The sequence below is a fragment of the Streptomyces luteogriseus genome, from assembly GCF_014205055.1.
Lineage (GTDB): Bacteria > Actinomycetota > Actinomycetes > Streptomycetales > Streptomycetaceae > Streptomyces > Streptomyces luteogriseus.
In genome coordinates, this window is the sequence record NZ_JACHMS010000001.1 from 5,627,202 (window position 1) to 5,652,477 (window position 25,276).

20 protein-coding genes and 1 tRNA gene are annotated in these 25,276 nt (G+C 71.6%); 11 read left to right on the top strand and 10 right to left on the bottom strand.

Annotated elements, in window-relative coordinates:
- Positions 1-77 precede the first annotated feature (77 nt).
- Complete coding sequence (locus tag BJ965_RS25015) at positions 78-560, top strand: tyrosinase cofactor (protein WP_184910968.1); 483 nt, start codon at positions 78-80, stop codon at positions 558-560.
- A complete protein-coding gene (locus tag BJ965_RS25020) occupies positions 544-1,410 on the top strand; it encodes a tyrosinase family protein (protein ID WP_184910970.1) in 867 nt (288 codons plus the stop codon). The genes BJ965_RS25015 and BJ965_RS25020 overlap by 17 nt, the downstream gene beginning before the upstream one ends.
- Positions 1,411-1,489: 79 nt before the next feature.
- On the opposite strand, the gene BJ965_RS25025 is transcribed toward BJ965_RS25020, so the two are convergent.
- Both BJ965_RS25025 and BJ965_RS25030 read right to left on the bottom strand, forming a co-directional pair.
- A complete protein-coding gene (locus BJ965_RS25025) occupies positions 1,490-1,771 on the bottom strand; it encodes a chaplin (RefSeq protein ID WP_184910972.1) in 282 nt (93 codons plus the stop codon).
- A gap of 159 nt (positions 1,772-1,930) precedes the next feature.
- Entirely contained in the window at positions 1,931-2,890 is a 960-nt protein-coding gene (locus tag BJ965_RS25030) for a D-2-hydroxyacid dehydrogenase family protein (protein WP_184910974.1), read from the bottom strand.
- Between the two features lie 166 nt (positions 2,891-3,056).
- Between BJ965_RS25030 and BJ965_RS25035 the strand changes: the two genes are divergently transcribed.
- A complete protein-coding gene (locus BJ965_RS25035; RefSeq protein WP_184910976.1) occupies positions 3,057-4,235 on the top strand; it encodes a sensor histidine kinase in 1,179 nt (392 codons plus the stop codon).
- Between the two features lie 299 nt (positions 4,236-4,534).
- Here BJ965_RS25035 and BJ965_RS25040 read toward each other — a convergent pair whose 3' ends face one another.
- On the bottom strand, positions 4,535-7,015 hold the full coding sequence (locus BJ965_RS25040) for an ABC transporter permease (RefSeq protein WP_184910977.1): 2,481 nt from the start codon (positions 7,013-7,015) through the stop codon (positions 4,535-4,537).
- A 316-nt stretch (positions 7,016-7,331) separates the two neighbouring features.
- On the opposite strand from BJ965_RS25040, the gene lanKC reads away from it, so the two are divergent.
- The 5 genes from lanKC to BJ965_RS25055 all read left to right on the top strand — a co-directional run bounded on the left by lanKC (position 7,332) and on the right by BJ965_RS25055 (position 14,284).
- Positions 7,332-9,902 (top strand): class III lanthionine synthetase LanKC, encoded by a 2,571-nt coding sequence (gene lanKC, locus BJ965_RS25045; protein ID WP_184910979.1) that lies wholly within the window; start codon positions 7,332-7,334, stop codon positions 9,900-9,902.
- Between the two features lie 89 nt (positions 9,903-9,991).
- Complete coding sequence (locus tag BJ965_RS39495) at positions 9,992-10,105, top strand: SapB/AmfS family lanthipeptide (RefSeq protein ID WP_246545994.1); 114 nt, start codon at positions 9,992-9,994, stop codon at positions 10,103-10,105.
- A gap of 104 nt (positions 10,106-10,209) precedes the next feature.
- Positions 10,210-10,323 carry a SapB/AmfS family lanthipeptide gene (locus tag BJ965_RS39500; RefSeq protein WP_246545994.1) on the top strand — a complete coding sequence of 38 codons (114 nt, stop codon included), beginning with the start codon at positions 10,210-10,212 and terminating at the stop codon, positions 10,321-10,323.
- Positions 10,324-10,487: 164 nt separating this feature from the next.
- Entirely contained in the window at positions 10,488-12,461 is a 1,974-nt protein-coding gene (locus BJ965_RS25050; protein ID WP_313667782.1) for an ABC transporter ATP-binding protein, read from the top strand.
- A complete protein-coding gene (locus BJ965_RS25055; protein ID WP_313667002.1) occupies positions 12,458-14,284 on the top strand; it encodes an ABC transporter ATP-binding protein in 1,827 nt (608 codons plus the stop codon). The genes BJ965_RS25050 and BJ965_RS25055 overlap by 4 nt, the downstream gene beginning before the upstream one ends.
- A 157-nt stretch (positions 14,285-14,441) precedes the next feature.
- Here BJ965_RS25055 and BJ965_RS25060 read toward each other — a convergent pair whose 3' ends face one another.
- From BJ965_RS25060 to BJ965_RS39505, 6 genes are all read right to left on the bottom strand, one after another.
- The gene (locus BJ965_RS25060) at positions 14,442-15,044 is read right to left on the bottom strand and encodes a response regulator transcription factor (RefSeq protein WP_184917508.1); all 603 of its coding nucleotides are present in this window, start codon (positions 15,042-15,044) and stop codon (positions 14,442-14,444) included.
- Positions 15,045-16,133: 1,089 nt separating this feature from the next.
- A complete protein-coding gene (locus BJ965_RS25065) occupies positions 16,134-16,466 on the bottom strand; it encodes a hypothetical protein (RefSeq protein WP_184910981.1) in 333 nt (110 codons plus the stop codon).
- 398 nt (positions 16,467-16,864) lie between these two features.
- The gene (locus BJ965_RS25070; protein ID WP_184910983.1) at positions 16,865-17,065 is read right to left on the bottom strand and encodes a dehydrogenase; all 201 of its coding nucleotides are present in this window, start codon (positions 17,063-17,065) and stop codon (positions 16,865-16,867) included.
- Between the two features lie 223 nt (positions 17,066-17,288).
- Positions 17,289-17,774 carry a hypothetical protein gene (locus tag BJ965_RS25075; RefSeq protein WP_184910985.1) on the bottom strand — a complete coding sequence of 162 codons (486 nt, stop codon included), beginning with the start codon at positions 17,772-17,774 and terminating at the stop codon, positions 17,289-17,291.
- Complete coding sequence (locus tag BJ965_RS25080; protein ID WP_246546013.1) at positions 17,774-18,481, bottom strand: hypothetical protein; 708 nt, start codon at positions 18,479-18,481, stop codon at positions 17,774-17,776. The genes BJ965_RS25075 and BJ965_RS25080 overlap by 1 nt, the downstream gene beginning before the upstream one ends.
- Before the next feature lie 544 nt (positions 18,482-19,025).
- Positions 19,026-19,346: a YrhB domain-containing protein gene (locus tag BJ965_RS39505; RefSeq protein ID WP_313667003.1), complete on the bottom strand. Its 321-nt coding sequence runs from the start codon at positions 19,344-19,346 to the stop codon at positions 19,026-19,028.
- 322 nt (positions 19,347-19,668) lie between these two features.
- On the opposite strand from BJ965_RS39505, the gene BJ965_RS25090 reads away from it, so the two are divergent.
- On the top strand, positions 19,669-20,889 hold the full coding sequence (locus BJ965_RS25090; RefSeq protein WP_184910986.1) for a tyrosine-type recombinase/integrase: 1,221 nt from the start codon (positions 19,669-19,671) through the stop codon (positions 20,887-20,889).
- Between the two features lie 181 nt (positions 20,890-21,070).
- Here the strand turns inward: BJ965_RS25090 and BJ965_RS25095 are convergent.
- A tRNA-Arg gene (locus tag BJ965_RS25095) sits at positions 21,071-21,143 on the bottom strand.
- A gap of 321 nt (positions 21,144-21,464) precedes the next feature.
- On the opposite strand from BJ965_RS25095, the gene BJ965_RS25100 reads away from it, so the two are divergent.
- Both BJ965_RS25100 and BJ965_RS25105 read left to right on the top strand, forming a co-directional pair.
- On the top strand, positions 21,465-23,072 hold the full coding sequence (locus BJ965_RS25100) for a dynamin family protein (RefSeq protein WP_184910988.1): 1,608 nt from the start codon (positions 21,465-21,467) through the stop codon (positions 23,070-23,072).
- Between the two features lie 282 nt (positions 23,073-23,354).
- Complete coding sequence (locus BJ965_RS25105) at positions 23,355-24,980, top strand: GTP-binding protein (protein ID WP_246546015.1); 1,626 nt, start codon at positions 23,355-23,357, stop codon at positions 24,978-24,980.
- The last annotated feature ends 296 nt before the right edge of the window (positions 24,981-25,276 follow it).

Sequence of the window (25,276 nt, forward strand, 5' to 3'; positions counted from 1 at the left end):
TGGCCCCCGCGGTGGTGACCGCGGGGGCCTTCGGGCTGTTACCGCTGTGACAACCCGAGCGGAACGAGGAGCACGACATGGTCGTAGGAGTCGGCGGAGTACCAGTGGGAGCGGCGGCTGGGGACGGGGATGCCGGCGGCACCCGGCGGGGTGTGCTGCGGGGGCTGATGGCCGCGGCGGCCGGCGCCGCGCTCGTCCCCGTGGCCCTGGCCGCCTGGCCCGAGGAGACCGACGGCAAGAACACGGACGTGTGGGCCGGCGACGGCACGTTCGAGGAGACCTACCGGGGCCGCCGCATCCGCGGCGTGCCGATCCCCTCCCCCGAGCAGGAGGTCGGTGACGTGGACTGGCACGTCACCGTGGACGGCCGCCCGCTGCACCTGATGCGCCGCGCGGACGGCAGCTGGCTGAGCATGGTCGACCACTACCGCTCCTACCCCACCCCCCTGGCGGCGACCCGCGCCGCCGTCGACGAACTGGGCCCGGGACAGCGCCTGCGCGACCTGCCCGCGCCCACCCCGGGACACCTGGACGGGGGAGCCCATGGCGTACACGCGTAAGGACGTCAGCACCCTCACCAGCACCGAGAAGCGCCGCTTCGTGAAGGCGATGCTGGAGGTGAAGCGGCGCGGCGAGTACGACGAGTTCGTCCGGACCCACATCGAGTACTACACCTCCGACGGCGAGGACGGCCTGCGCACGGCCCACATGGCGCCCTCCTTCCTGCCCTGGCACCGGCAGTTCCTGCTGGACCTGGAGAAGGCACTGCGCCGGGTCGACGCGTCGGTGTCGGTGCCGTACTGGGACTGGACGCGCGACCGCACGACCACGTCCGCACCCTGGACCGCGGACCTCCTCGGCGGCACCGGGCGGCGCTCCGACCGCCGGGTGATGACCGGGCCGTTCGCCTACGCGGAGGGCAACTGGACCATCAAGGAGGGCGTGACCGACGAGGAGTTCCTCACCCGGGACCTGGGCCGTCCCCGCGACCCGATCCGGCTGCCGACCAAGGCCGAGCTGGAGCGGGCCCTGAAGGACCCGGTGTACGACGCCTCCCCCTGGGACTCGACGGCGGGCAAGGGCTTCCGCAACAAGCTGGAGGGGTGGGGGAGCGGCCGGGGCAGTGCCTCCTGGCAGAACCACAACCGGGTGCACCGCTGGGTCGGCGGGGCCATGGTCGGCGGCGCGTCCGTCAACGACCCGGTCTTCTGGCTGCACCACGCCTTCGTCGACCTGGTGTGGTCCCGCTGGCAGCGGCGGCACCGCGAACACCGCTATCTGCCGGCGAAGCCGCCCGGTAGGGGCAGCGCGCAGTACCGGCGGGTGGTGGCGCGGCACGAGAAGCTGCCGCCGTGGGACGTGACACCGGATCAGCTGGAGGGCCACGAACACATCTACCGGTACGGGTGACCGTCCCGCGGTGCATGCGGAGAGCCCCGGCGCTCGAGGTGCCGGGGCTCTCCGTGTGTGTACGGGGTGTCGCGTGCGATCAGTGGCCGTACCCGTAGCCACCCGGGTGGCCCTTGGACTCGTCCTTGTTCTCGCACTCGTTGCCGAACGCCGGGTTGAGCAGACCGATGACGTTGACGGTGTTGCCGCACACGTTGACCGGGATGTGGACCGGGAGCTGTACGACGTTGCCCGAGAGGACGCCCGGCGACCCGACGGCCTTGCCCTGGGCGCCCGCGTCGGCCATGGCCAGGCCGGCCCCGCTGAGGACCACGGCACCCGTGCCGAGCGCGACACCGGCTGCCTTCGCGATGCGAGACATCACGTTCTCCTTCTGACTCGGTGAGCACGGCGGCAGGTGGCGCCGCCGTGCTCACCGTTCAACGCGCCCGCCCACGGGTGGTCACGGCGATCATGGCCGGATCACCCGTCCTGGACCGGAACGTCCCGCCATCAGGACGTCGGAAGCGGTCGGCATGCGTCAGGGGAGCCGTCGCACGGGTGTGCCGTCGAGGAACGCGCGGATGTCCTCGACGGCGTGCCCGTAGTACGTCGCGTAGTTGGCGCGCGAGACGTAGCCGAGGTGCGGGGTGGCCAGGAGGCGGGGTGCCGTACGCATCGGGTGGTCCGCGGGGAGGGGCTCGACGTCGAAGACGTCCACGCCGGCGCCGGCGATACGGCCCGCGCGCAGGGCGTCCAGCAGGGCGTCCTGGTCGACGATCGCCGAGCGCGAGGTGTTGATCAGGTAGGCGCTCGGCTTGAGGAGGGCGAGTTCCGCCGGGCCGAGCAGCCCGCGAGTGCGGTCGCCGAGGGCGAGGTGGACGGACACGAAGTCGCTGTCCGCGAGCAACTCCTCCTTGGAGCCGGCACGTTCCACGCCGACCTCGTCGGCGCGCTCCCGGGTGAGGTTCTGACTCCAGGCGCTCACCCGCATGCCGAAGGCCAGGCCGACCTGGGCGACCCGGCCGCCGATCTTCCCCAGGCCGAGCAGCCCGAGACGCCGGCCGTGCAGATCGGCGCCGACGGTGCTCTGCCAGGGGCCGCCGGAACGCAGGGCTCGGCTCTCCTCGACGATGCCGCGGGCGAGGCCGAGCAGCAGGGCCCAGGTCAGTTCGACCGGCGGGGTGGAGGAACTGGCCGTGCCGCACACGGTGACGCCGTGCGCCTCGGCGGCCGCGTAGTCGATCACGGAGTTCCGCATGCCGGAGGCGACGATCAGTTTCAGCCGGGGCAGCCGGGCGATCAAAGACCCGGGGAACGGCACGCGTTCGCGCAGGGTCACCACGATGTCGAAACCGGCCAGGGCCGCGGCCAGGTCGTCCTCGCTCTCGATGTGCCGGTCGAAAGCGACGACCTCCACGTCGTCCGCGACCACCGCCCAGTCGGCGACCTCGGTCGCCACCCGCTGGAAGTCGTCCAGTACAGCGCATCGCAGCCGCACGTCGTGCCCCTTTCACGGCCTGTGGATCGGTTCCCCGGGCCATGATCGGGCTTCGGCGGCGGCGCGGGAAGCCTCCCTCCCGGAACCCGACCAATCGGTCGGCCCCGGCGTATCCTCACGTATGGGGATTGCGTGAACGCTTCGCAGGACGTCCACAAGGGGGGACATGGGGCGGGACGGGGGGAGTCCGCGCGTCGCGCGGGCCATCGTGTGTCTGGTACCGGTCGGCTTCTTCGTCGCCTCGGTCGGGGCGACGGCGGCCAACCGCGACGGGTTCGGCCATCTGGTGGCGGCTACGGCGGTGCTGGCGGTGACGCTGGGTCTTCATCTGCTGCACTCGACCCGCGCCGCGGTGCGCCGCCGCAAGCCGTGGTGGCCCTGGTCGCTGGTCGCGCACGGGGTGGTGACGTATGTGCCGTACTTGTTCTTCCAGGACACCTGGGTCGGCATCCCGGGGTCCTTCGCCGCGGCGGTGCTGCTGACGACACCCGTGCCGCCCGCATGGGTGGCTTTCGCCGTGCTCTCCGCCCTCCAGGTGCCGCTCGTCGCCGCCCTGGGCGAGACGACGTGGCAGGGCCTCAACGCGGCGGTGTCCCATGTCGTGGGCGGCCTGGCCCTGTTCGGTGTGGTGCGGCTCGCGGACCTGGCCCAGGAACTGCAGTCGGCTCGGACGGAACTGGCGCGGCAGGCGGTCGACCGTGAACGGCTGCGCTTCGCGCGTGACCTGCACGACCTGTGCGGATACTCGCTGACCGCGGTGGCCCTGCAGAGCGAGCAGATCCGGTGGCTCGTCCGCAGCGATCCGCAGCGCGCCGAGGAGGAGCTGGCACGCACCCAGGCCCTCGCCCGGCATGCGCTGTCCGAGGTGCGGGCGGTGTCCGCCGGGTACCGCGTGCTGAGCCTGGAGCGGGAGGCGCGGGCGGCGGCCGGACTGCTCGAGTCCCTCGGGGTCATCGCCGACGTCGAACTGTCCGGGCGCGCGCTGCCGGGCCCGGTCGACGAGACGCTGGCCATCGTGGTCCGGGAGGGCGTCACCAACGCGCTGCGGCACAGCAAGGCCCGCCACTGCGCCATCCGCCTCACCGTGGACGGCGCGCGCGACGACGGCGTGTGGGCGCGCTTGGAGGTGTCCAACGACGGCGTCGCCCCCGGGGAGGAGCCGACCGGGTCCGGTCTGGTCGAGGGGCCGGGCGGCAGCGGCTTGCGCAATCTCCGTGAACGGGTCGCGGAGCGGGGCGGCGTGCTGACCGCCGAAGCGGACGGCGGCAGCGGGTTCCGGCTCGCGGTGGCGCTGCCGTGTCCGAGCCGCGACACGGTGCCGGGCGGTGCGTCGGGCCGGGTGTGAGGCTGGGCCGAGGGGGTGGGGGCGGTCATGGGGCGGCCCCGCGTGGGGCCGGGTGTGAGGTCCGGTCGTGCGGCGGGGGTGGTCACGGGAGGACCTGTGCCAGGCCTCCGGGTGTGGGGGCGCTGTTGCGCAGGGCCGGTGGACGGGCTGGAGCGGGTTCCGGCTCGCGGTGGCGCTGCCGTGTCCGAGCCGCGACACGGTGCCGGGTGTGAGGTCGGGCCGTGGCGGTGGGGGTGGTCGTCGTGAGGCGGCCTTCCTCGTGGGGCCGGGTGTGAGGTCCGGTCGTGCGGCGGGGGTGGTCATGAGACGGCCCTTGCCAGGCCCCCGGGTGTGGCCGCGGAGCTTCGCAGGGCCAGCAGACCGGCGAGGGAGACGGTCGCGACCGTGAGCACGGGGGCGCCGGCGGCCAGCGCGGTCAACGGTCCGCCGGCCAGGGCCGGGACGGCCGAGCCGGTGAGCGCGATGCTCAGCGGCACCAGGACCGACCCGCAGACCACGACGGCCAGCAGCAGCGCGACCGCGCAGGTCAGCACGGCCTCCCAGGCCAGCATGCGCAGGACCTGCGCGGACTGTGCGCCGGCCAGCCGCAGCAGGGCGAACTCCCGGCGGCGGCCGGCCGTCGCCATGCTCAGGGTGTTGACGACGGAGACGGCGGTGAACAGGTTGATCATCGTCAGGAGCAGCAGGACGAACAGACCCGCCGCGGCGCCGGACCCCGACGCGCCCCCGCCGTCACCGTCACCGTCACCGACCCGGGCGCCCGGGAAGTCCGATGCCAGGGACCGCAGTTCCCGCTCGACCGCACCCCGGTCGGCTCCGGGCGCGGTCCGTACGAGGACGGTGTCGTCCAGCGGAGCGGCCGCGTGCCGGGCCGCCGAGGCGCGGGGCAGCAGCGCGTCGGCGAAGCCGCGGTCGCGGGAGTAGACGGCCGCGACGCGGTAGGTGTCCCGGCCGCCGTCGTCCCAGTCGACCCGCACGCGGTCGCCGACCGTGACCCCCAGATCGGCGGCCGCACTGTCGCCGAGCGCCACGGACGTGCCGCCGAGACGGTCGAGCGAGCCCCGGCGGACGCCCAGGTCGAGGAGGTGGGGGACCGCCTCGGCCCGCATCGCGACCAGGCTGCCGCCGACGAGGGGCGCCGCATCGCCGTCCCCGGAGTCCGCACGGCTCAGCTCGCCGCCCACGGACAGCTGCCCCGAGGCCGCCGCCACCCCGGGCAGCCGGGCGGCCCGCTCCGCGTACCCCGTGCCGATGCCCGGCCCGGCCGCGGACACCACATGGTCGGCGACCAGTCGCTGCCGCTGCGCCCGTTCCTCGCCCTGGGAGGTGACCAGCGGAACGCACAGCAGCGTGCCGGTGAGGGAGACGGACAGCACGAGCGGGGTCACGGTGGCGGCCAGCCGTGCGTTCTGGCGCAGGAGGTTGCGGACCGCCAGTGCGCCGTCCCGAGGCAGCAGCGGACGCACCGGAACCAGCAGCACGGCACCCGCGACCCGGCAGATCAGCGGCGCCAGCAGCGCCACCCCGACCATCAGGACCAGCACCATGCTCTCGGCCGTACCGCCACCGCCGTCCAGCCGGCCCGCCGCCACCGCACCGAGACAGGCCCCCGCCCCGGCCAGCACGCACACCCCGAGCAGGACCCGCCGCCACCCCAGCCTCGGCGCGGGGGCGGCCGACTCACGCAGCACCTCCACCGGCCGCACCCGCGACGCCCGCCGTGCCGCCGCGAACGCCGCGAGCTGCGCCACGACCGCGGCCAGTGCGACCGTCGCCCAGGGCGCGACCGGCCCCACCGCGAGCGGGAACGACGGGGGCAGCACCTCACCGCGCACCAGAATCCGGTGCAGCAGGGCCGCCACTCCGATGCCGCCCGGTACGCCGAGCAGCGCCGCCGCGACGGTCACCAGCAGGACCTCCACCGCGATCATCCGGCGGATCTGCCCCTTGGTGGCCGCGACCGCCCGCAGCAGGCCGATCTCGGTGAGCCGCCCGGCGACCGCCAGCGTCAGCGTGCCGGAGACCACGAAGCCCGCCACGAACAGCGACAGCGCCCCGAACGTCCCGACCAGCGAGGAGAGCACCGACGCGGGCGACGGCACGTCCCAGAACTCCGCGTCCGCCCGTCCGGCACCGGAGGCGACCACGACCATCCCGGCGTCGTCCCCGTACAGGTCGTCGACGGCCTTCTCCACCTGCCGCCGGAGCGCCTCGGGATCGGCCGCGTCCCCGGCCCGCACGCCCAACGCCCGCACCGGCTGCGCCGAGTCCGCGAGCAGCCGCGCCTGACGCGGGGTGTGGAACACGGCGTACTGGCGCACGGGCTTCCGGGGTGGGTCGGCGATGCCGGAGACCCGGTAGGAGCGCAGCCCGTCCGGACCGGTCAGCCGTACGCTGCCGCCCACCCCGGCGCCGAGGCGTTCGGCCAGGACGCTGTCCAGCACCACCTCCCGGTCGCCGGCGGGGGCGCGGCCCGAGCGCAGCGCGAACGGCCCGAGGACGGCGCTCTCCCACGAGTGCCCCAGGGACGGTCCGTCCCAGGGCGCCTCGAGGATCCTGCCCGAGGCGTCCACCGCCGTGGTGGGGAAGGACAGTTCGGGCACGGCCCGCTCGACGGACGGCAACCCCTCCAGTGCCGTACGGAGTTCCTCGGCCCGCGGCACGAACGGCTGCCCGCCCACGACCACGTCCGCTCCCGCGTACCGCTCGGCGGGAGACCCGGCACGGGTGCTCGACTCCAGCAGCACGGCACAGGCCGTCGTCATGACGAGCGCGAGCACGAGCGCCACGAAACTGGCCGCCCAGCTTGCTCTGCGGCCCGAGAGTGTCCGCCATGCGAGTCGTAACACGGGTGCCTTTCGGAGCGGGCGAAATTGCCTTGCGGCGAGCGCTGAAAGCCTATCGAAACAGGAACCCGGCAGCATCAAATCCCGGGTCAGGCAAGGGATTTGGCCGATTTGAATACCTGGAACCGTGTGTTTTTCACGGGTCGACTCATGTGTTGTGTACTGGTGCCCTTCTTCCGGCGTGTGAAAGGTTTTCCATCAGTTCGAGCGAATCGAACGAGAGAGTGCCGAAAAGCGGGGGGACGCTGGGATGCGGTACGACGCGTATTGCATGGTCGATCGAACGTTCTTCGACGCACCGGGAGAAGCGCAGGACGAGGAGTACGCTTTCGCCGCCACCGACCGGGAACTGCCCGAGGGATGGCGCAAGGTCCGCCAGGACGACTGGCTGGTCTGCACCCCCGAGGGCACACGCCGGCCGGCCCAGGGCTGGAAGGTGCACGCCTCCGGGTGCCAGGACAACGCCGAGAAGATCCTCGACGCGATCCACAACTTCTGCGTCCCGCGGAAAATCCCCTTCAAGTTCCTGCGCGGCCAGCACATCCTGCAACTGCGGAACATGAAGTACGCCTCCCGCGGCGCCAGCGGCAAACTCGTCACCGTCTACCCGGCGGACGAACAGGAACTGCGCGAGGTGCTCGACGGCGTCGACGCCCTGGTCGGCGGCGAGCCCGGGCCCTACATCCTCAGCGATCTGCGCTGGAACCAGGGGCCGTTGTACGTGCGCTACGGCGGTTTCGTCGAGCGGCACGTCGTCTCGGAGAAGGGAGTGCTGGAACCCGCCATCGAGCGGCCCGACGGCACGCTCGTCCCCGATCGCCGCCTGCCCGGATTCCACGTCCCCGAGTGGGTGACGCTTCCGGAGTTCCTCCAGCCGCACGCCGAGGCGCGCCGCGCCGAGTCCCTGGCCGGCCTCCCCTACACGGTCCGCCGCCCGGTGCACTTCTCCAACGGCGGGGGCGTGTACATCGCCGAGGACACCCGCACCGGCAAGGACGTCATCCTCAAGGAGGCCCGCCCGTACGCGGGACTGACAGCCGACGGGAGAGACGCGGTCAGCCGGCTCCAGTGGGAGCGGGACGTCCTCGAACGGCTCGCCGGCGTCGACGCGGTTCCCGCGGTCCTCGGCTACTTCACCGTCGGAGACCACCACTTCCTCGCCCAGGAACTCGTAGAGGGCCGGCCGCTCAGCAAGTTCTTCGGCCTCAAGTACCCCGAGACCGGGCCGAGATCGGACCCGGCGGAGATCGCCGAGTACACGGAATGGGCGATGGGCGTCTGCCGTGCCGTCGAGGACGCCGTCGCCTCGGTGCACGCCCGCGGGATCGTCTTCGGTGACCTGCATCCCTACAACATCCTGGTCGCCGACGACGGCCGGGTCGGACTCATCGACTTCGAGGTCGCGGCGCCGGCCGACTCCGGGGCCGCGCGGATGCTGGGCCATCCCGCCTACGCCGCGCCCCGCGACCGCGTCGGCTTCGCCGCGGACACCTACGCCCTGGCGTGCATCAAGCTCGCGGTGTTCCTGCCGCTGACCGCGCTGCTGCGGCTGGACCTGCACAAGGCGGCGGAACTGGCCGACGAGATCGCCGCCCGGTTCCCGGTGCCGCGGGAGTTCCTGGACTCGGCGGTGCGGGAGATCGTCGGGGCCGACACGAACCCGGACGCCCCGGACAGACTCCGGGGGCGGGCCGGCCGGCCGCCCCGCCCCCGGGCCGATCAGCACGACTGGCCCGCCCTGCGCGGCTCATTGGCCGGCGCGATCCTCGCCAGCGCGACGCCCGACCGCGACGACCGGCTGTTCCCCGGGGACATCGCCCAGTTCAGCACCGGCGCGCTCAACCTCGCCCACGGCGCGGCGGGCGTCCTGTACGCCCTGGACGTCACGGGCGCGGGCCGCTACCCGCCGTACGAGCAGTGGCTGCTGGAGCGGGCGTCGCGCCGGGAACAGCGAGCCCGGCTCGGCTTCTACGACGGGCTGCACGGCGTGGCGTACACCCTCGGCCACCTGGGGCACCATGACGCCGCCCGCCAGATCCTCGACCGCTGCACCGGCGAGCAGTGGCAGCGCCTCGGAACGGACCTGTACAGCGGCCTCGCGGGAGTCGGCCTCAACCTGCTGCACTTCGCGGACACGACCGGCGACAGCGTCCTGCGCGTCGCGGCCCTCGACGTGGCCGGCACCGTCGCGCGGCGGCTCGGCTCCGAGACCGACGTACCCGAACTGAGCGGCGGCCCACACCCCCGGGCAGGGCTCCTGCACGGTTCGTCCGGCCCCGCCCTGCTCTTCATCCGCTGCTACGAGGCCACCGGCGACGAAGTCTTCCTCGACCTCGCGGAGACGGCCCTGCGCCAGGACCTGCGCCGCTGCGTCACCCGGGACGACGGAGCCCTGCACGTCAACGAGGGCTGGCGCTCACTGCCCTACCTCGCCGAGGGCAGCGCCGGTGTGGCCGTGGTCCTCGGCCTGCTCCGCAGGTACCGGGACGACGACCGCCTCCAGGCCGCGGCGGCCGGCGCACTGATCTCGTCGAGCTCTCAGTTCTACGTCCAGTCCGGGCTGTTCAACGGACGGGCCGGCATCATCAGCCACCTCGCGGCCGTCTCGCCCGAGCGAACGCCGGCGAAGGACCCGCTCGTCGCCGCACAGATCGACGCCCTGTCCTGGCACGCCCTGGAGTACCAGGGGCATCTGGCCTTCCCGGGCGAACAGTTGCTGAGGCTCTCGATGGACCTGGCGACCGGGTCCGCGGGTGTTCTGCTGGCACTCGGATCCGCCCTGCACAGCGAGCCGGCCCACCTGCCCTTCCTGGGCCGCTGAGCCACCCGTACCCCACGAACTTGTCCGCCGACCACGGCGGGCGCCCGCGCCGCGGGCACGCGCATCCGCGCCCGAAGGAGGTGATTCCCATGTCTCTGCTCGAACTTCAGGAGATGGACCTGCCGACCGAGTCGACCGAGGAGACGGTGCTCGGCAGCGGCCAGAGCCAGCACTGCTCGGACGCCAGCTGGGTGTTCTGCTGACCCGCTCCGGGCCGGTGAACCGGCCCACCGCAGGGCCAGTGCACAGCGACATCATCACCGTACACATCGACGAACATCGATGAACATCGACGAGAGGACACAGCATGTCTCTGCTCGAACTCCAGGAGATGGACCTGCCGACCGAGTCGACCGAGGAGACGGTGCTCGGCAGCGGCCAGAGCCAGCACTGCTCCGACGCCAGCTGGGTGTTCTGCTGAGCCCAGCGAACCAGGCCTGCGCACAACGGCGGGCTGAAGTCGCCTGACACGGCATCCACGCCGTGAACGGACCCGGTCGGCGGGTGGGGCAATCACCCGCCGGCCGGTCCGTCATTCCTCCGGGCCGCCCGTTCGGACCTCGTACAGGGAGCAGTCCATTGACCGTGCGTCAGCCGCTGGAGAGCGTGGCCCGGCTCCCGGGCCGCGCGGCGGACCGGATACTTCTGTGTACCACGCGGGAGGGCGGCGCCTGGACAGCAGTACTGGTCATCACGGCCCTCTTCTCGACCGCGGCCCAGATCCTGTTCCCCGCCTTCCTCGGCAAGGCCCTGGACTCGGCACTCGACGGCGGTACCGGCGTGAGCGGTTGGGTGACCGGCTGTCTGGTGATCGTCGTCGCCATGGCCGCCGCGGACGCCCTCTTCGAGCTCGCCGCCGGGGCGAGCGCGGCCCGCGGCACCGCACTGCTGCGGCGCTCGATGCTCGGGACCCTGGTCTCGTGGACCGGCCCGGGCACACCGCGCACCGGCGCCGGTGACCTGGTGAGCCGCCTGGTCGGGTCCGCCGCCGAGGCCGGGGGTGTCGCGGCCGTACTGGTCCGTGCGGCAGTGTCCGTCGTGCCGGCCGCGGGCAGTGTCGTCGCCCTGTGGCTCATCGACCCCTGGCTCGCCGGGACCTTCCTGCTGGGCCTCCCGGCCGTCGTCCTCCTGCTGCGCGCGTTCACCCGCCGCATCTCCGACGTGTCCACCCGCTATCAGGAGACCCAGGGGCGCCTCGCGTCCGCGCTGCTGGAGGCCCTCTCAGGACGCCGTACCATCGCCGCCGCGGGCACGGCCGACGCCGAGCTCCGACGGGTGCTGCGCGAACTGCCCGAGCTCAACCGCCTGGGACACGGCATGTGGCAGGCACAGACGCAGGCCGTGGGCCGGACCGCCCTGCTCACCCCGCTCCTGGAGATCGCGGTGCTGTCCGTGGCGGGATTCGCTCTTGCCGCCGGCCGCATCACCGTGGGCGAGATGCTGGCCGCCGCCCAGTACGTCGCTATCGGCAGCGGCCTCGGGATGACGACCATGCTCCTGGGCCGGCTGGCCAGGGCACGAGCGGGGGCCGAGCGGGTCCGCGGGGTCCTGGCACAGCCCGTCCTGGAATACGGGGACCGCCGGCTGGCCCCGGGGCCGGGCCGCCTCGAACTGCGGGACGTCCGGGTCGCCGCCGGGGGCGAACGTGTCCTCGACGGCGTCGATCTGACGGTTCCCGGCGGCGCCTGTATGGCGCTCGTGGGGGCGTCAGGCAGCGGGAAGTCGCTGCTGGCCGCCGTCGCAGGGCGGCTGGCGGACCCGGACGCCGGGGATGTCGCCCTCGACGGCACGCCCCTGCGGCGGCTGACCCACCACGATCTTCGCTCCGCCGTCGGCTACGCCTTCGAACGGCCGGTGCTCTTCGGCGAGACGCTGGGGGACGCGGTCGCACGCGGCACCGGCCGGGCGGCCGTGCACGTACCGGCCGAGCGCATCGTGCGGGCGGCACGCGCCGCCGACGTCGACGCGTTCGTCCGCCGGCTCCCCGCCGAGTACCGGACGCCGCTCGCCGAGGCGTCCCTGTCCGGCGGAGAGGTCCAGCGCATCGGCCTGGCCCGGGCGTTCGCGCACTCCGGACGGCTGCTGATCCTCGACGACGCCACGTCCAGTCTGGACACGGTCACCGAGCACCGCATCAGCCAGGTCCTCACCGGCACCCTGCGCGACCGGACCCGGATCATCGTCGCCCACCGCGCGGCCACCGCCGCCCGCGCGGACGGTGTCGTCTGGCTCGACGGCGGACGAGTGCGCCGCGTCGGCCCCCACCACGAACTGTGGCGCAGCGAACCGGAGTACCGGCAGGTGTTCCGGAGCGAGGGGGGTCTCGGCGAGGGGGCGGATGGTGAGGGGGTGCTCGGTCGGGAGGCGGATGGTGAGGGGGCGCTCGGTCGGGGGTCGGATCGTGAGGGGGCGCTCGGTGAGGGGGCGTTCAGCGAGGGGGCGTTTCGTGACGGCGCGCTCGGTGAGGGGGTGTTTCGTGACGGTGCGTTCCGCGGAGGGGCCTTCCGTGACGGGGCGGCGGGCCCGCAGGATGAGGCCTTCGAGAAGGAGCTGCCGTGAGTTCCGGACCCCGGAGTTCCGGACCCCGGATGCTCCCTCTGCTCGTCGCCCCGCTCCGGGCACGCCCCGGGCGTCTGCTCGCACTGATCCTGTGGTCCCTGGTCGAGGCCGTCCCCGCCCTGCTCGCCGGCCAGCTCGTGGCTCGAGCGGTCGATCGCGGGTTCACCGTCGGCCGGCCGCTCACCGGGCTGGCCTGGCTGGCCCTGCTGGGCCTCGGCGTGTTCGCCGGAGCATGGGCGACCCGGCAGGCCTACCCGCTGCTCGCGGCGGTCGTAGAGCCCTTCCGGGACGACCTCGTGCGCACGGTGGCCGAGGGCTCCCTGCGGCAGGCCGTGGCGGGCCGGCCCGTCGACGCCTCGGGCGTGTCCCGGCTGACGCTCCAGGTGGAGATGGTGCGCGAGGCCTACGCGGGCGTGCTGATGGTCGTCCGCGGGTTCCTCCTCACCGTGGGCGGGGCGCTGCTCGGCATGGTCTTCCTCGCGCCGCTGATCCTGCTGCTCGTCCTGCCGCCGCTGCTCGCGGGACTCGGGCTGTTCCTGGTCCTGCTGCGCCGGATGGCCGGCGCCCAGCGCGACGCCATCGTCGCGGACGAACGCGTCGCGGAGGCCGCCGGCGCCGCGAGCGCGGCCGGCCGGGACATCGTGGCCTGCGGCGCGGAGGACGGCGTACGAGCGGACCTCGTGACCCACGTCGACACCCAGGCGGCCGCCGCCCGCCGCCTCGCCGCCCTGATGCCGGCCCGCGTGCTGTGCCTGGCCGTCGCCGGCTGGCTCCCTCTGCTCCTGCTGCTCGTGGCCGCCCCCGGGCTGCGTGCGGGAGGGCTGTCCGCCGGTGCCGTGCTGGGAGCGGCGACGTATGTGACGGGCGGACTGCAACCGGCGGTCAGGTCCCTCATCCAGGGACTCGGCGGCAGCGGACTCCGTCTCGTGGTCGCGCTGCGGCGTATCCACGAGGCGTATCCGCCGGCGCCCCAGGGAGCGGGGAGGCCGGGCCCCGCCTCCCCGCCCACGACGGGCCCGCCCCCCTACGCCATCGAACTGACCGCTGTCACTTTCGCCTACGGCCCCCAGGCCGACCCGGTGTTCGAGGACCTCGACCTCACGCTGCCGGAAGGCGGGCATCTGGCGGTCGTCGGCCCGAGCGGCATCGGCAAGTCCACACTGGCCGGCCTGATCGGCGGCACCCTGGAGCCCGGCACCGGCCTGGTCCGCCTCGGCGGCCGGGCACCCGACGCCCTGCACCCCGCCGATCTCTCCGCCCTGCGCGTCCTCGTGCCACAGGAGGCCTACGTCTTCTCGGGCGTCCTGGCCGAGAACCTGCGCTATCTGCGGCCCGACGCGTCCGACGCGGAGGTGGGGTCGGCGGTCGACGCCGTAGGGGCGGGGCCGCTCGTGGCACGGCTCGGCGGGATCGGCGCCGTGATCGACCCGGCCGCGCTCTCCTCGGGCGAGCGCCAGCAGATCGCCCTCGTCCGCGCGTATCTGTCCCCGGCGCCGGTGGTCCTCCTGGACGAGGCGACCTGCCACCTCGACCCTGCCGCCGAGGCCCGGGCGGAGGAGGCGTTCGCCCGGCGGCCCGGCACCCTGCTCGTCATAGCCCACCGCATCAGTTCGGCCCTGCGCGCCCGCCGGGTACTCGTCCTGGACGGCGACCGGGTGGTGAGCGGCACCCACGGGGAGGCCCTCGAACGGTCGGAGCTCTACCGGGACCTGGTGGGGCACTGGAGCGACGGCGGACACGGCCCGACGGTGGACGGTGACGCCGAGGCGGCGCCCGCCGGCGGCCGGACGGTCGGAGCTACGCCACCAAGGACGCGGTCATGACCAGGGTGTCGCGGGTCGGGGGGGCGAGGATCGAAGGGGCGAGGACCGCGGGGGCGAGGACCGCGGGGGCGAGGGGCGAGGATCGAGGGGGCGAGGATCGAGGGGGCGAGGGGCGAGGGGCGAGAGTCGAGAGGAACGAGACCGCCCGACGCGTTCGTCAGACCCATCCCGCCTCGGTGGCGATCCTGATCGCGTCCACACGACTGCGGGCCTGGGTCTTCGCCACGGCGGAGGACAGATGGTTCCGTACGGTCCCGACGGAGATGTACAGCTGCGCCGCCACGTCCCGGGTCGAAGCCCCCTGCGCCGTGAGCCGCAGCACCGACACCTCACGCGGCGTCAGCGGATTCTCGGTCGCGGTGGCGGCGGCCAGCGCCAACTCCGGATCGACCACCCGACGGCCTTGCGCCACCTGCCTGATGTCCTCCGCGAGCCGCGCGGTCGGCGCGTCCTTGCGGACGAACCCGACGACCCGGGCCGACAGCGCGCGGCGTACGTGTTCCGGCCGCGCCACGCTGGTCAGCAGCAGGGTGCGACAGGAGGGCAACCGTGCCTGCAACTCCACCGCGGCGGTGATCCCGTCCGTGCCGGGCAGGTCGATGTCGAGGACCGCCACGTCCGGCGGCGTGCGCAGGGCGGTGGGGACGATGAGATCACCGTGATCCACTGCCGCGACGACCTCGAGGTCGGGTTCCTGGGACAACAGCGCGGTCAACGCCTGACGAATCAGCGGAGCGTCCTCGGCAAGGAGCACACGAATACGGCCGGCGCCTCCGGATAGGCCGTTGCCCGTTCTCTCCTGCAGCACGATGAGACCCCCCGTTGGTCGCGTCACGTTCGAACCAATGACATGTGACGTCGAACAGGTGAGCAAGGAGTAAACCGGCCACAAGGCCGTCTCAGGCCACCGACTCGAATTTTCCCTCCTTGAGGGAGGGCGGAACCTCGGCATTCCGGGCGTCGATGTCAAATGGAGTGAGACGTAAAGGCGGCAGCAGCGGAATGCGGAAACTTGAGTGGCCTACTGGGAGACGCCGAAGTCGACGGCGCGGTTTCGCGTATCAGGGCCTGAACAGCCGGCGTTCGATCTCGTCACCGCAGATACGGCGCCCGAGCCGACGACTCTCCACCGTGGGCCCAGCGGTCCAGGAGCATGCAGTACCGGACATAGGTGCTGGTGGGTCATCCGCCCTCACCGAGCGAGTCCCACGCGCAGATGTTTCTGAGCATGGCCGCCACCTGGGAGTCGAGGATCAGGCACGGGTGGTCGAGAGCGCCGGACCCAGATACGCGATGGCGTTGCGGCCTCCCGGACGTAAAGCTTCGTACGCCTGCGCCGGATCCTCTCTGGCCGTCCCACCAGTGGGCGGCTATGCGGACCGTGTGACTGTCGATCCGCCTCCGACCGCTGCTCGACAAGAGCCTCACGACACGCGCCCGGCAACCGCGGGTGAGACAGGTCGGTGAGTGCCACGACCTCGTCCTGCCCCGCGGCGAGGAGGAATACCGACTTCGGTGCTCAGGCCTGTCGATACCGGCACGGCTTTCCGAGCACCGCTTTACGAGTTCGGTCCATGCGTGGCCCGGCTGTGTCATCGTGCGGTGGCGGTGGTTGCGCCGGACGTGGAACACGCAGGGGTGCCGGCGTCCGACACCGCCGATGCCACTCGTGGATGTCAACTCGTGCTATCCGCAGGCGAATTCTTCAGGTGATCAGTGATGGCGAACTCCACCCGCCCCATGCCACACGCATTCAGCAGGCGGCAACGGCTGGAGGACCAGCCCACGGGGCGGCGGCCGTACTCCTGAGAGCATCCGGCCGCCGCCCCTTCCCCCGTTCGGCCCGGTACTACTCGATGCTCCAGCCGACACTGCCGACGCCCGAGCTGTACCAGGCACAGGTGGCGGAGGACTGACCGTACTGGCCCGGGTTCAGGGTCACCCAGTCACCGGAGACATCGGGGGCCCGGCCGCAGACGACCTCGGCGCGGAACCGGATGGTGCGGTCGCTGTTGTTCGTGCAGCTGGCGATGCCCCGGTCCGTGTCGACACCGTGGACCGCGCCCCGGCAGTCGACCGAGCCCGCGGCCGACGCCGGGGCGGCCATGGCGCCGACGGACAGGGCCACCGCCGAAACGGTGGTGGCCAGCCCTGCGGCGAACATCTTCTTACTGCGGATCATCTTCGTGCCCCCGAGAGGTTGCCGTTTGCATGTGCTGACCCCACTGAAGGGCACGGGGGCGTCCCCGGGTACCTGACACCCGTCAGGGTGCCCGGCACGTATTCGACCCGGCCACCAGCGAATCCCCGGCACCAGCCGGACAGCCCCGAAGCCCGCCCTTGACCATCGAGAGGGCGTCCGGGACTTCGTCACATCGGTTGACATGCACCCTGATCAGTAAAAAGCCCTCCCCAATGGGAAGGCGGAGACTTGCGCCCCCGGCAGGACTCGAACCTGCGGCCAAGCGCTTAGAAGGCGCAACGAGTGACACCCCACTGCTGACCTGCGTACTTGTGCGGTCCGCAGGGCGTTCGATCGTGAACTCGACACGCGTTCGACACGTCTCGCGCCGCTTGATCTCAGCGGAAGAGGTTCGGCACCGGGCAGGCCTCTAGCGGCTCGTCGGGCCGGTCTGCCCAGCCCCACCAGAGATGCCGCTCGGTACACCTCCACAGGGAGCGGCACGCCCGCCGACCGTCGTCCACCCGTTCGGAGAGCATGAGCCCGCCGGACGTCATGGGCTGGCCGCACTCGGGGCAGACCGGGGCCTCGTCGGTCATGCGGCGCACTCTAGTGACTCCGGCTCGGTCTCGACTGTGGGCCAGCGGTCGATCGGGATCTCGTAGACGATCTCACAGTGAGCGGCAGGCACCGCGATGTCCGCCGTCTCCACGGGCCGCCCTTCGACCCCGCCAAGACTTGGCAACCGCCCTGGGTGCGCCCCCCGACCACGACTTGGGACGTGTCGGGGGCTCATACGCTCTCGCGAGCCTTCAGGGAATCCTACGAATGATTCTTTTTCTCGACGTAGTAGGCGTAGGCATAGCCACCGCTCGTGCCGTCAGCGGTAACAGCCGAAAATGCGACAGGACCCGACTCGGCTGTGTTGATGCTCCGTTGAAAAATGGACCCGTCGCATACAAGGCTGTCCGATGCGGCGTATTTGCCCGCAGTGGTGAGCGTCAGTTTCACCTTTTCGCCACCCGTGCAAGTAAATGCGAATGCCACGCTCAATACATCGTCAGGCACGGATGCCATCGTGCTCCCGAAGTTCCGCTCCAGCACGCCAGACCCGTCACTCAGTGACTCCATTTCGATAATGCCCTTCTCCAGCACTGACTTCGCCGCTTCTGCCCCGTCCGAAGCGGAGGTCTTCGAAGTCGAGGTCTTCGGAGGAGACGGCTCGCTGGAGCTGCAAGCCCCCACAGCGAGTGGCATGGAGATTCCCAGGCAAATGGAGAGATATCGTACGCGCCTGCTGCTGATCATCACGACTTCTTCCGCCCGATCGAAATGTCGCCTTTCCTGGGAGCCTTGATGACGATGGTCTTCTCCTTAACCTTGCAAGGCGGAGCGATCCATGTCTTGGTGGCCGTGAGCTTCCATCCCTGCTGGCCGAGCACTGCCCGGTACCCCTTCGTTGTGGTGTTCTTGTCGGTGACGGTCTGCGTACCGGACCATGTCCACTTGTTGCTGATCTTGGTATCGACAGAGGTCTTGGCCTTCGACAGGATGATCCCGGCCTCGGCTTCCGCACTGACGCCGATGTCCCAGGTGAATTCATAACTGTCGGTCAATGCCCAGGACACGCTCTGGCCGGGCAGCAGCCAGGTCGACTTCGGCGGCTTGCTGGCTATGAAGTACGGCGATCCCTTGACTTTGTACTTCGGCTTGTCGTTCACCTCAGGGCACGCGCTCGCGCTTCTGCCATCACTCGCCTTCTCGCGCTCCCCTTCGAAGGTGAACGTAACCTCGTCACCGAAACCGATGACACGCCCATCGTTCAGGGTAATCCCGCCGCCGTCAGCGGGAGTTATCTCATCCTCCCCGCTATCGGCGTGCGCGATATTGGACATACCAAGCACCGCAACTGCGGTGGCAGCGGCGAGAATCCGTATTTTGCTGCGCATAAGTGCGCCCCCTGTTTTGTGAGTTGCCTCCAGCCGGGTTGGTCGCTTCCCGGCTGCGATGATCATCTCACCACATGTGAAGCAAGCGTCACAAGCGCGTCAACGAAGACTTGAGGAATAACTGAGCGAGAAGTCGTGTACGCCGAAGACCCCCGACTGCGATGGGCCGAGGGTCTTCGAACCGGTGGGGTTAACAGGATTTGAACCTGTGGCCTCATCCTTATCAGGTCGATCACTGGGCTCTGTCAACGTCGACCAACGGCCGCTGCGCCTCGGTCGATCGTCCACTGAGGTCCGGCGCCGACCGATGCTGTTCGCGCTTGTTGGTGTCAGCCGCTGATGTCAGCCGCCGCGCGTGGTCTTGACAAGGCTGCCCCGCCTTTGCCGGACCGCTACCAGGCCGGGCCCGCCAGCGTCGTGAGGGGCAATGGAGGACACTTCTCCGGCTTCCGGGTGACGCTGACCAGTTCCTCCGGAGGTTCGTTTCCGTCCCGGACGGCCATTACATAGGCCTTCGCCTGCTGTGGTCCCAACAGGGGGGCCTGCTTCCGTAGGTGGCGTATCGCGGCCATCGTCCCGTCAGAGTGCACGAGTGCCCGGACAGCCGTGATCAGCGGATCGGGCGGTCGGCCCCCCTGACCAGCTGGAGATAGAGCTCCTCCCAGCTCTCGCCGACGTATGTGGTGACAGGAATATGGTGGATGCTCCCATCCTGGCGGTCCACCAGATAGGGCCCGCTGCCCACCAACATCTTCTTGATATCGCGGCTGCGGATGTACTCAACCGACTGCCAGGTGACCAGCCACCCGAGCGCGTGCTCCTTCACGTCGAGGACAGCTGCCTCGGGCAGCCGTGCCATCCACGGCGACTCCTGCCGCTCTCTCGAAAGCAGGGCCTCGACCAGTTCCACGGCGCGTTCCTTGGTGACCACGCCCTTCATCTTTCACCACGGCGCAATCGGTTTTCGATCCCCAACCGGACCAGTCGCACATGCTTGGACCGAGATCTCAGGCGCGGTCTTACACCGCTGCCTCAGCCCACTGTCCAGCCCAGCTCCTATCCCGTCTGCTCGGCTCTGCCTGGGGCGATGGCAGGCGGGATGGGAGCTCCCCCGCGCCCGCAGTTACTCCAGCCGGCACTCGCGGACGGCGCCCCGGCCAGAAGAGGCACGGCATCGCCTTCCGTGCGGTCGCGGTGACCTCGCTGGCCGCCACCGGTTCGGCATCCGAGGCGGCCTGATCATGACCTGGTTCATGGTCGCTGTGGTTGTGGTCGTCGCCGCTGCGGGTCTCCTGCGGTGGCGGCGCCCCGCCTGGTACTGGCTGACCTTCGGCGTCATCCTCGCGACCGTGCGGGTCCTGGTGCGCTACGCCTCGGTCAACATGGCTAAGACTCTGACGGCGACCACCGTCGCGCTGCTGCGGGCCAAGCCCACCCAGTTCGCTCCTGCGGCCGTGCGCGCCGCTCTGCGTGAGTGGGCGTTCAACACGAACCGGCGCCCCGACGCACCCCGAGACGTGGTAGCCATCCCGATGGGTCGAGCGAAACTCCTTGCCCGCCTTGTCTCGACCTGGGAGGACCCGGAGAAGGTCGAACAGGTCCTGCGCGCCATCGGCACGCGCTTGGACGGCAAGCAGGCGGCGGCTTGGTCCCGCAAGCGCAGCCGACGCATCCTCAACGTCGCCATGAAGTACGCAATCCGGCGGCGCATCCTACGGGCCAACCCGCTTCCCAAGGGCAAGGAGTCGACGGCCGCCGTAAAGACCACGAACGCCGTGGGCAAGCGGTCCCTGCTGAACCCGGAGCAGGCGGCGGCGATCCTCGACTGGATACGGCGCCGGCCGCGCGGCGGCGAGCGACTTCACGCCTTCTTCGCCACGCTGTACTACTGCGGTCCACGGCCCGAGGAAGCCGTAGTCATGCGCGTGGAGGACGTGGCCCTGCCCCAGCCCGACGCCGCCGACCAGTGGTGCGAGCTGCTGTTCCACCCCGCGACCCCCGAGGTCGGCAAGCAGTGGACAGACACGGGGGAGATCCACGAACAACGCGACCTGAAAGGCCGTGCGGAGGGTGAGACCCGCACCGTCCCTGGACATCCCGCCCTGACCCGTATCCTTCGGCAGCACATCGAGGCAGAACAGCTCAAGCCGGGTGACCTGATGTTCCAGGGAGAGTCGGGCGGCATCCTCGCCGGTTCCGTCATCCGTCGAGCGTGGCGCAACGCCCGCAAGGCCGTACTGCCCCCGCACGTCTTCGAATCACCCACCGGGCGGCACGTCTACGACAACCGGAACACGCGCTTGACGAAGTGGCTGAACGACGGGATTCCACCCGCCCAGGTGGCCGAGTGGGCCGGAAACAGTGTTGCCGTGCTCCTGGCGACCTACGCCCGATGCGTCGAGGGCCAGCTGCCCGACCTGAAGCGGCGACTCGAAGCCGCCGGAGACCTCCCCGAGCAGCCGTCCACCGGCTGACCCCCCCGGGCCCCAGAACTTCGACACGTATTCGACACGGCCACCCGCAAAAACCCGGTGACAGCCGGACAGCCCCGGAGCCCGCCCTTGATCATCGAGGGGATGCCCGGGGCTTCGCCGCGCCGCCCCGCACCCACCCTGACCAGCAAAAAGCCCTCCCCAAAGGGAGGGCGGAGACTTGCGCCCCCGGCAGGACTCGAACCTGCGGCCAAGCGCTTAGAAGGCGCCTGCTCTATCCACTGAGCTACGGGGGCCGGGTGTGGTGGCCTCTGTCGTGGTGCCCTGGTACGGGCCGATCCGTGACGTTGCCGGGGACAAGGATAGGGCTCCCGCGTCCGTGTCCCTGTTGCTTCGCCTCCGTGGCTCGATGTGGAGGTTCGGTGAAGCGGTCCTGATAATCGCAGGCAGGTACGAATCGTGCACCGCTTTTGGCGTCACAGGCATCGGGTGTTGTGCACTCGTTATGCCTGGAGTGTGCCCGTGTCCCAGTTGTCCCTTCCATCCCTTGTGTTCCGTCGGCGCGCAGACATGCTCATATGCTTCAGAATTCCCCTAAAATTGGGCATTCTTCACATGTGGTGACCTTGGACGTACGGCCTCAGCTGCTCGACGCACTCTCCGCCCTGCGCGACCGTGTCGCCGCCGCACGCTTCCCGCTGCCCCTGGCGGGGGCCCCACGCGCGCGTGCCAACCGCGACGAACTCCTCGCGCAGCTCGACGACTACTTGGTGCCCCGCTTGCGGGAGCCCGAAGCGCCGCTTCTGGCCGTCGTGGGCGGGTCGACCGGAGCCGGCAAATCGACGCTCGTGAACTCCCTCGTGGGACGGCGGGTCAGCGAGGCGGGCGTGCTGCGGCCGACGACACGCACCCCCGTGCTGGTCTGCCATCCGGAGGACCACCACTGGTTCAGCGGGATGAGAGTGCTGCCCGATCTCACCCGCGTGTGGGTGCCCCAGCAGGACTCCACCGACGACCTGCTGCTCCCGGGCGAGAACCCCGCGCGCGTGCTGCGCGTCGAGACCGCAGAGACCCTCCCGCCCGGCCTCGCCCTCCTCGACGCGCCCGACATCGACTCCCTGGTCGCCGACAACCGCGTCCTGGCCGCCGAACTCATCTGCGCCGCCGACATCTGGGTGATGGTCACCACGGCCGCCCGCTACGCCGACGCCGTCCCCTGGCACATGCTGCGCACCGCCAAGGAGTACGACGTCACCCTCGTGACCGTGCTCGACCGTGTGCCCCACCAGGTCGTGAACGAGGTGTCGCGGCAGTACGGGGCCCTGCTCACCAAGGCCGGACTCGGCGAGGTGCCGCGCTTCACCGTGCCCGAACTGCCCGAGTCCGCCTGGGGCGGCGGGCTCCTGCCGGCCTCCGCCGTCGCCCAGTTGCGCACCTGGCTGATCCACCAGGCCCAGGACCCCGCGGCCCGGCAGCACGTCCTCGCCCGTACGGCGTACGGCGTCCTCGACTCCCTCAAGTCCCGCATGCCCGAGCTGGCCGGTGCCGCCGCCGCGCAGTACGCCGCAGCGCTACGGCTCACCTCCGCCGTCGAGGGGGCGTACGACAACGAGCACGCGCGCGTGCGGGGCCGGTTGCAGAACGGGGCGGTCCTCGCCGGGGACGCGCTCAAGCGGTGGCGCGCCTTCCCCCTGGACTGCACCGCCGCCGAACTGCTCGACGCGCTCGTGGAGAGCCTCAGCGCACTGCTGCTGTGTGCCGTCACCGCCGCCGACGAGCGCATCGACGACGCCTGGCGGCGCGAACCGGCGTCCGCCGCCCCGGAACTCGCCGCACGCGAGACCGGCGCGGACAGTGCCGAACACCGCATCGGGCTCGCCGTACGGCGGTGGCGGCGGGAGCTCGAGGAACACGCCGAGGACGAGGTCCGTGAACTCGACCGCAACCTCGCACCGGACCCCGAACTGGTGGCCGCCCTGGTCGCCACCTCCCTGCTGGGCGGCCGCCGGGGCCGGATGGCCGGAGAAGGGCTCGCCGAGCGGATCGGCGCCCATGGCGCCCTGCGGCTGCGCGACCGGGCCGGGCGGCTGCTCACCGAGCACGTGGACCGCGTCCTGCACGCCGAGCGCGAGCGCCGGCTCGCCCCGCTCGACGCGCTCGACATCCACCCCGAGCCCCAGGCCGAACTCATCGCCGCGCTGTCCGTACTGCAGAAGGAGAGGTGACCGGTGACCGCCGTCACTGACCAGGACCACACCGAGCACACCGATCGGCCGGACGACGACGCGCGCAGGTCGGACGCCCGTATGACGGACGCCGGTAGTACGGACGGCCGTCACACGGATGCCCGTAGGGCGGACGCTCGTAAGGCAGAGCGGGCCGCGCGCACCGATTCGACCTCGCCGCGGTCCTTGCCCTCGACCTCGCCCTCGACCTCGACCGAGACCTGGGACGACGGACTCATCGCGCGCCGGGTCAACGAGACAGCCGAAGGAGACCGGTTCCCCATGACGGACAACCGCTCCGCCGCCCCGCAGACGGTGACCCCCCTGGTGTACGACGGGTCACTGCGCTCCCGGCTCGAGGCCCTGCGTGAACTCGTGGGGCTCTCCCGTACCCGGCTCGACAGCCGGACGCTGTCGGAGGCCGGCCGGGTGCTCGACGAGGCGTCCGCGCGGCGCAGGCTCTCCGGGCAGCACACCGTCGTCGCCATCGCGGGCGCCACCGGCAGCGGCAAGTCGCAGCTGTTCAACGCGCTCGCCGGGGTGACCATCTCGGAGACGGGCGTACGCCGTCCCACCACCGCCGCGCCCATCGCGTGCAGCTGGAGCGACGGGGCCGCCAGTCTCATCGAACGGCTCGGCATCCCGCCCCGGCTGCGCCGCCGGCCGCTGCCGACCGGCGACGGCGAATCGCCGCTGCGCGGACTCGTCCTCATCGACCTGCCCGACCACGACTCCGCGGCCGTACAGCACCGACGGCACGTGGACCGCATCCTGGCGCTCGTCGACGCCGTGATCTGGGTCGTCGACCCGGAGAAGTACGCGGACGCCGTCCTCCACGAGCGCTATCTGCGGCCGATGGCGGCTCACGCCGAGGTCATGTTCGTCGTCCTCAACCAGATCGACCGGCTGCCCGGGGAGGCAGCCGAGCAGGTCCTCGACGATCTGCGGCGGCTCCTCGACGAGGACGGCATCGCCCTCGGCGAGTACGGCGAACCGGGTACGACCGTGCTCGCGCTGTCCGCGCTCACGGGGGACGGCGTCGGCGAACTGCGTGAGGCCCTCGGCCAGTTCGTTTCGGAACGCGGGGCGCCGAACCGCCGCATCTCGGCCGACGTGGACGTCGCCGCGGCCCGGCTCTGGCCCGTCTACGCCACTCAGCGGCGGACCGGGCTCAGCGAACAGGCCCGGGAGGAGTTCTCCGACCGCCTCGCGGACGCGGTGGGCGCCACGGCGGCGGGCGAGGCGGCCGAGCGTGCGTGGCTGCGCAACGCCAACCGCGCCTGCGGGACGCCCTGGCTGCGGTTGTGGCGCTGGTACCACGACCGCGGCGAGCCCACCACGGGCCGGCTCCCCGGGCGTACGCAATCCGAGGAGGAGGCGACGGCCCGTCAGCGGGTCGAGCAGGCGGTACGGACGGTGGCCGACCGGGCGTCGGCCGGGCTGCCGGCGCCCTGGGCGCAGGCGGTGCGTGAGGCGGCCGTCCGCGGCTCGCAGGGGCTGCCCGAGGCGCTGGACGAACTGACCGCGCGCGCGGGCGTGCCGGCGGGGCGGCCGCCTCGGCCGGGCTGGTGGCCGCTTGCCGTCCTCGTCCAGGCGTCCATGACGATCCTGCAGTTCCTGGGCGGGCTGTGGCTGCTGGGCCAGATCATCGGGGTCATGGCGCCGAACCTCGGGGTGCCGGTGCTGCTGATGGTGATCGGCATCGTCGGCGGCCCCCTCATCGAGTGGAGCTGCCGGATGGCCGCCCGCGGCCCGGCCAGGCGCTACGGCCTGGAGGCGGAACGCCGGTTGCGGGAGGCCGCGGCCGGATGCGGCAGGGCCCGGGTCCTGGACCCGGTGGCGGCGGAGCTGCTGCGGTACCGGGAGGTCCGGGAGCAGTACGGGAGGGTGGTGGGGACGGGGCGTTGACGGAGCTGCGGCGAGGCGGGGTGCTGATGGACCGGCGGCGAGACGGGGCGTATACGGAGCTGCGGCCGGGCGGGGCGCTGGTGGACCGGCGGTGCGGCGGGGTGGGTGCTGACGGGTACGGCCGCCCCGGGGCATCACCCCTGCGGGTGGCGGCCTTGTCCACAGGCGGCCGGTGATCCACAGCGCTCAGCGGGCCCGGCCCGGCGGCGGCAGTCTGGCAGACACAGCCGTACGGGACGGACCCGTACGCGTGTCGGCCCGGCGCGGGTGCCGCAGTCCGGGTGAGGGAGGGTTCG

Bases quoted from the DNA above. Each gene is read 5' to 3' on its own strand.
- BJ965_RS25080 (WP_246546013.1), bottom strand. From the start codon at position 18,481: ATGATCATCGCAGCCGGGAAGCGACCAACCCGGCTGGAGGCAACTCAC.
- BJ965_RS25065 (WP_184910981.1), bottom strand. From the start codon at position 16,466: ATGATCCGCAGTAAGAAGATGTTCGCCGCAGGGCTGGCCACCACCGTT.
- BJ965_RS39500 (WP_246545994.1), top strand. From the start codon at position 10,210: ATGTCTCTGCTCGAACTCCAGGAGATGGACCTGCCGACCGAGTCGACC.
- BJ965_RS25075 (WP_184910985.1), bottom strand. From the start codon at position 17,774: ATGATCAGCAGCAGGCGCGTACGATATCTCTCCATTTGCCTGGGAATC.
- BJ965_RS25090 (WP_184910986.1), top strand. From the start codon at position 19,669: ATGGTCGCTGTGGTTGTGGTCGTCGCCGCTGCGGGTCTCCTGCGGTGG.
- BJ965_RS25035 (WP_184910976.1), top strand. From the start codon at position 3,057: ATGGGGCGGGACGGGGGGAGTCCGCGCGTCGCGCGGGCCATCGTGTGT.
- BJ965_RS25105 (WP_246546015.1), top strand. From the start codon at position 23,355: ATGACGGACAACCGCTCCGCCGCCCCGCAGACGGTGACCCCCCTGGTG.
- BJ965_RS25015 (WP_184910968.1), top strand. From the start codon at position 78: ATGGTCGTAGGAGTCGGCGGAGTACCAGTGGGAGCGGCGGCTGGGGAC.
- BJ965_RS25020 (WP_184910970.1), top strand. From the start codon at position 544: ATGGCGTACACGCGTAAGGACGTCAGCACCCTCACCAGCACCGAGAAG.
- BJ965_RS39495 (WP_246545994.1), top strand. From the start codon at position 9,992: ATGTCTCTGCTCGAACTTCAGGAGATGGACCTGCCGACCGAGTCGACC.
- lanKC (WP_184910979.1), top strand. From the start codon at position 7,332: ATGCGGTACGACGCGTATTGCATGGTCGATCGAACGTTCTTCGACGCA.
- BJ965_RS25025 (WP_184910972.1), bottom strand. From the start codon at position 1,771: ATGTCTCGCATCGCGAAGGCAGCCGGTGTCGCGCTCGGCACGGGTGCC.
- BJ965_RS25070 (WP_184910983.1), bottom strand. From the start codon at position 17,065: ATGACCGACGAGGCCCCGGTCTGCCCCGAGTGCGGCCAGCCCATGACG.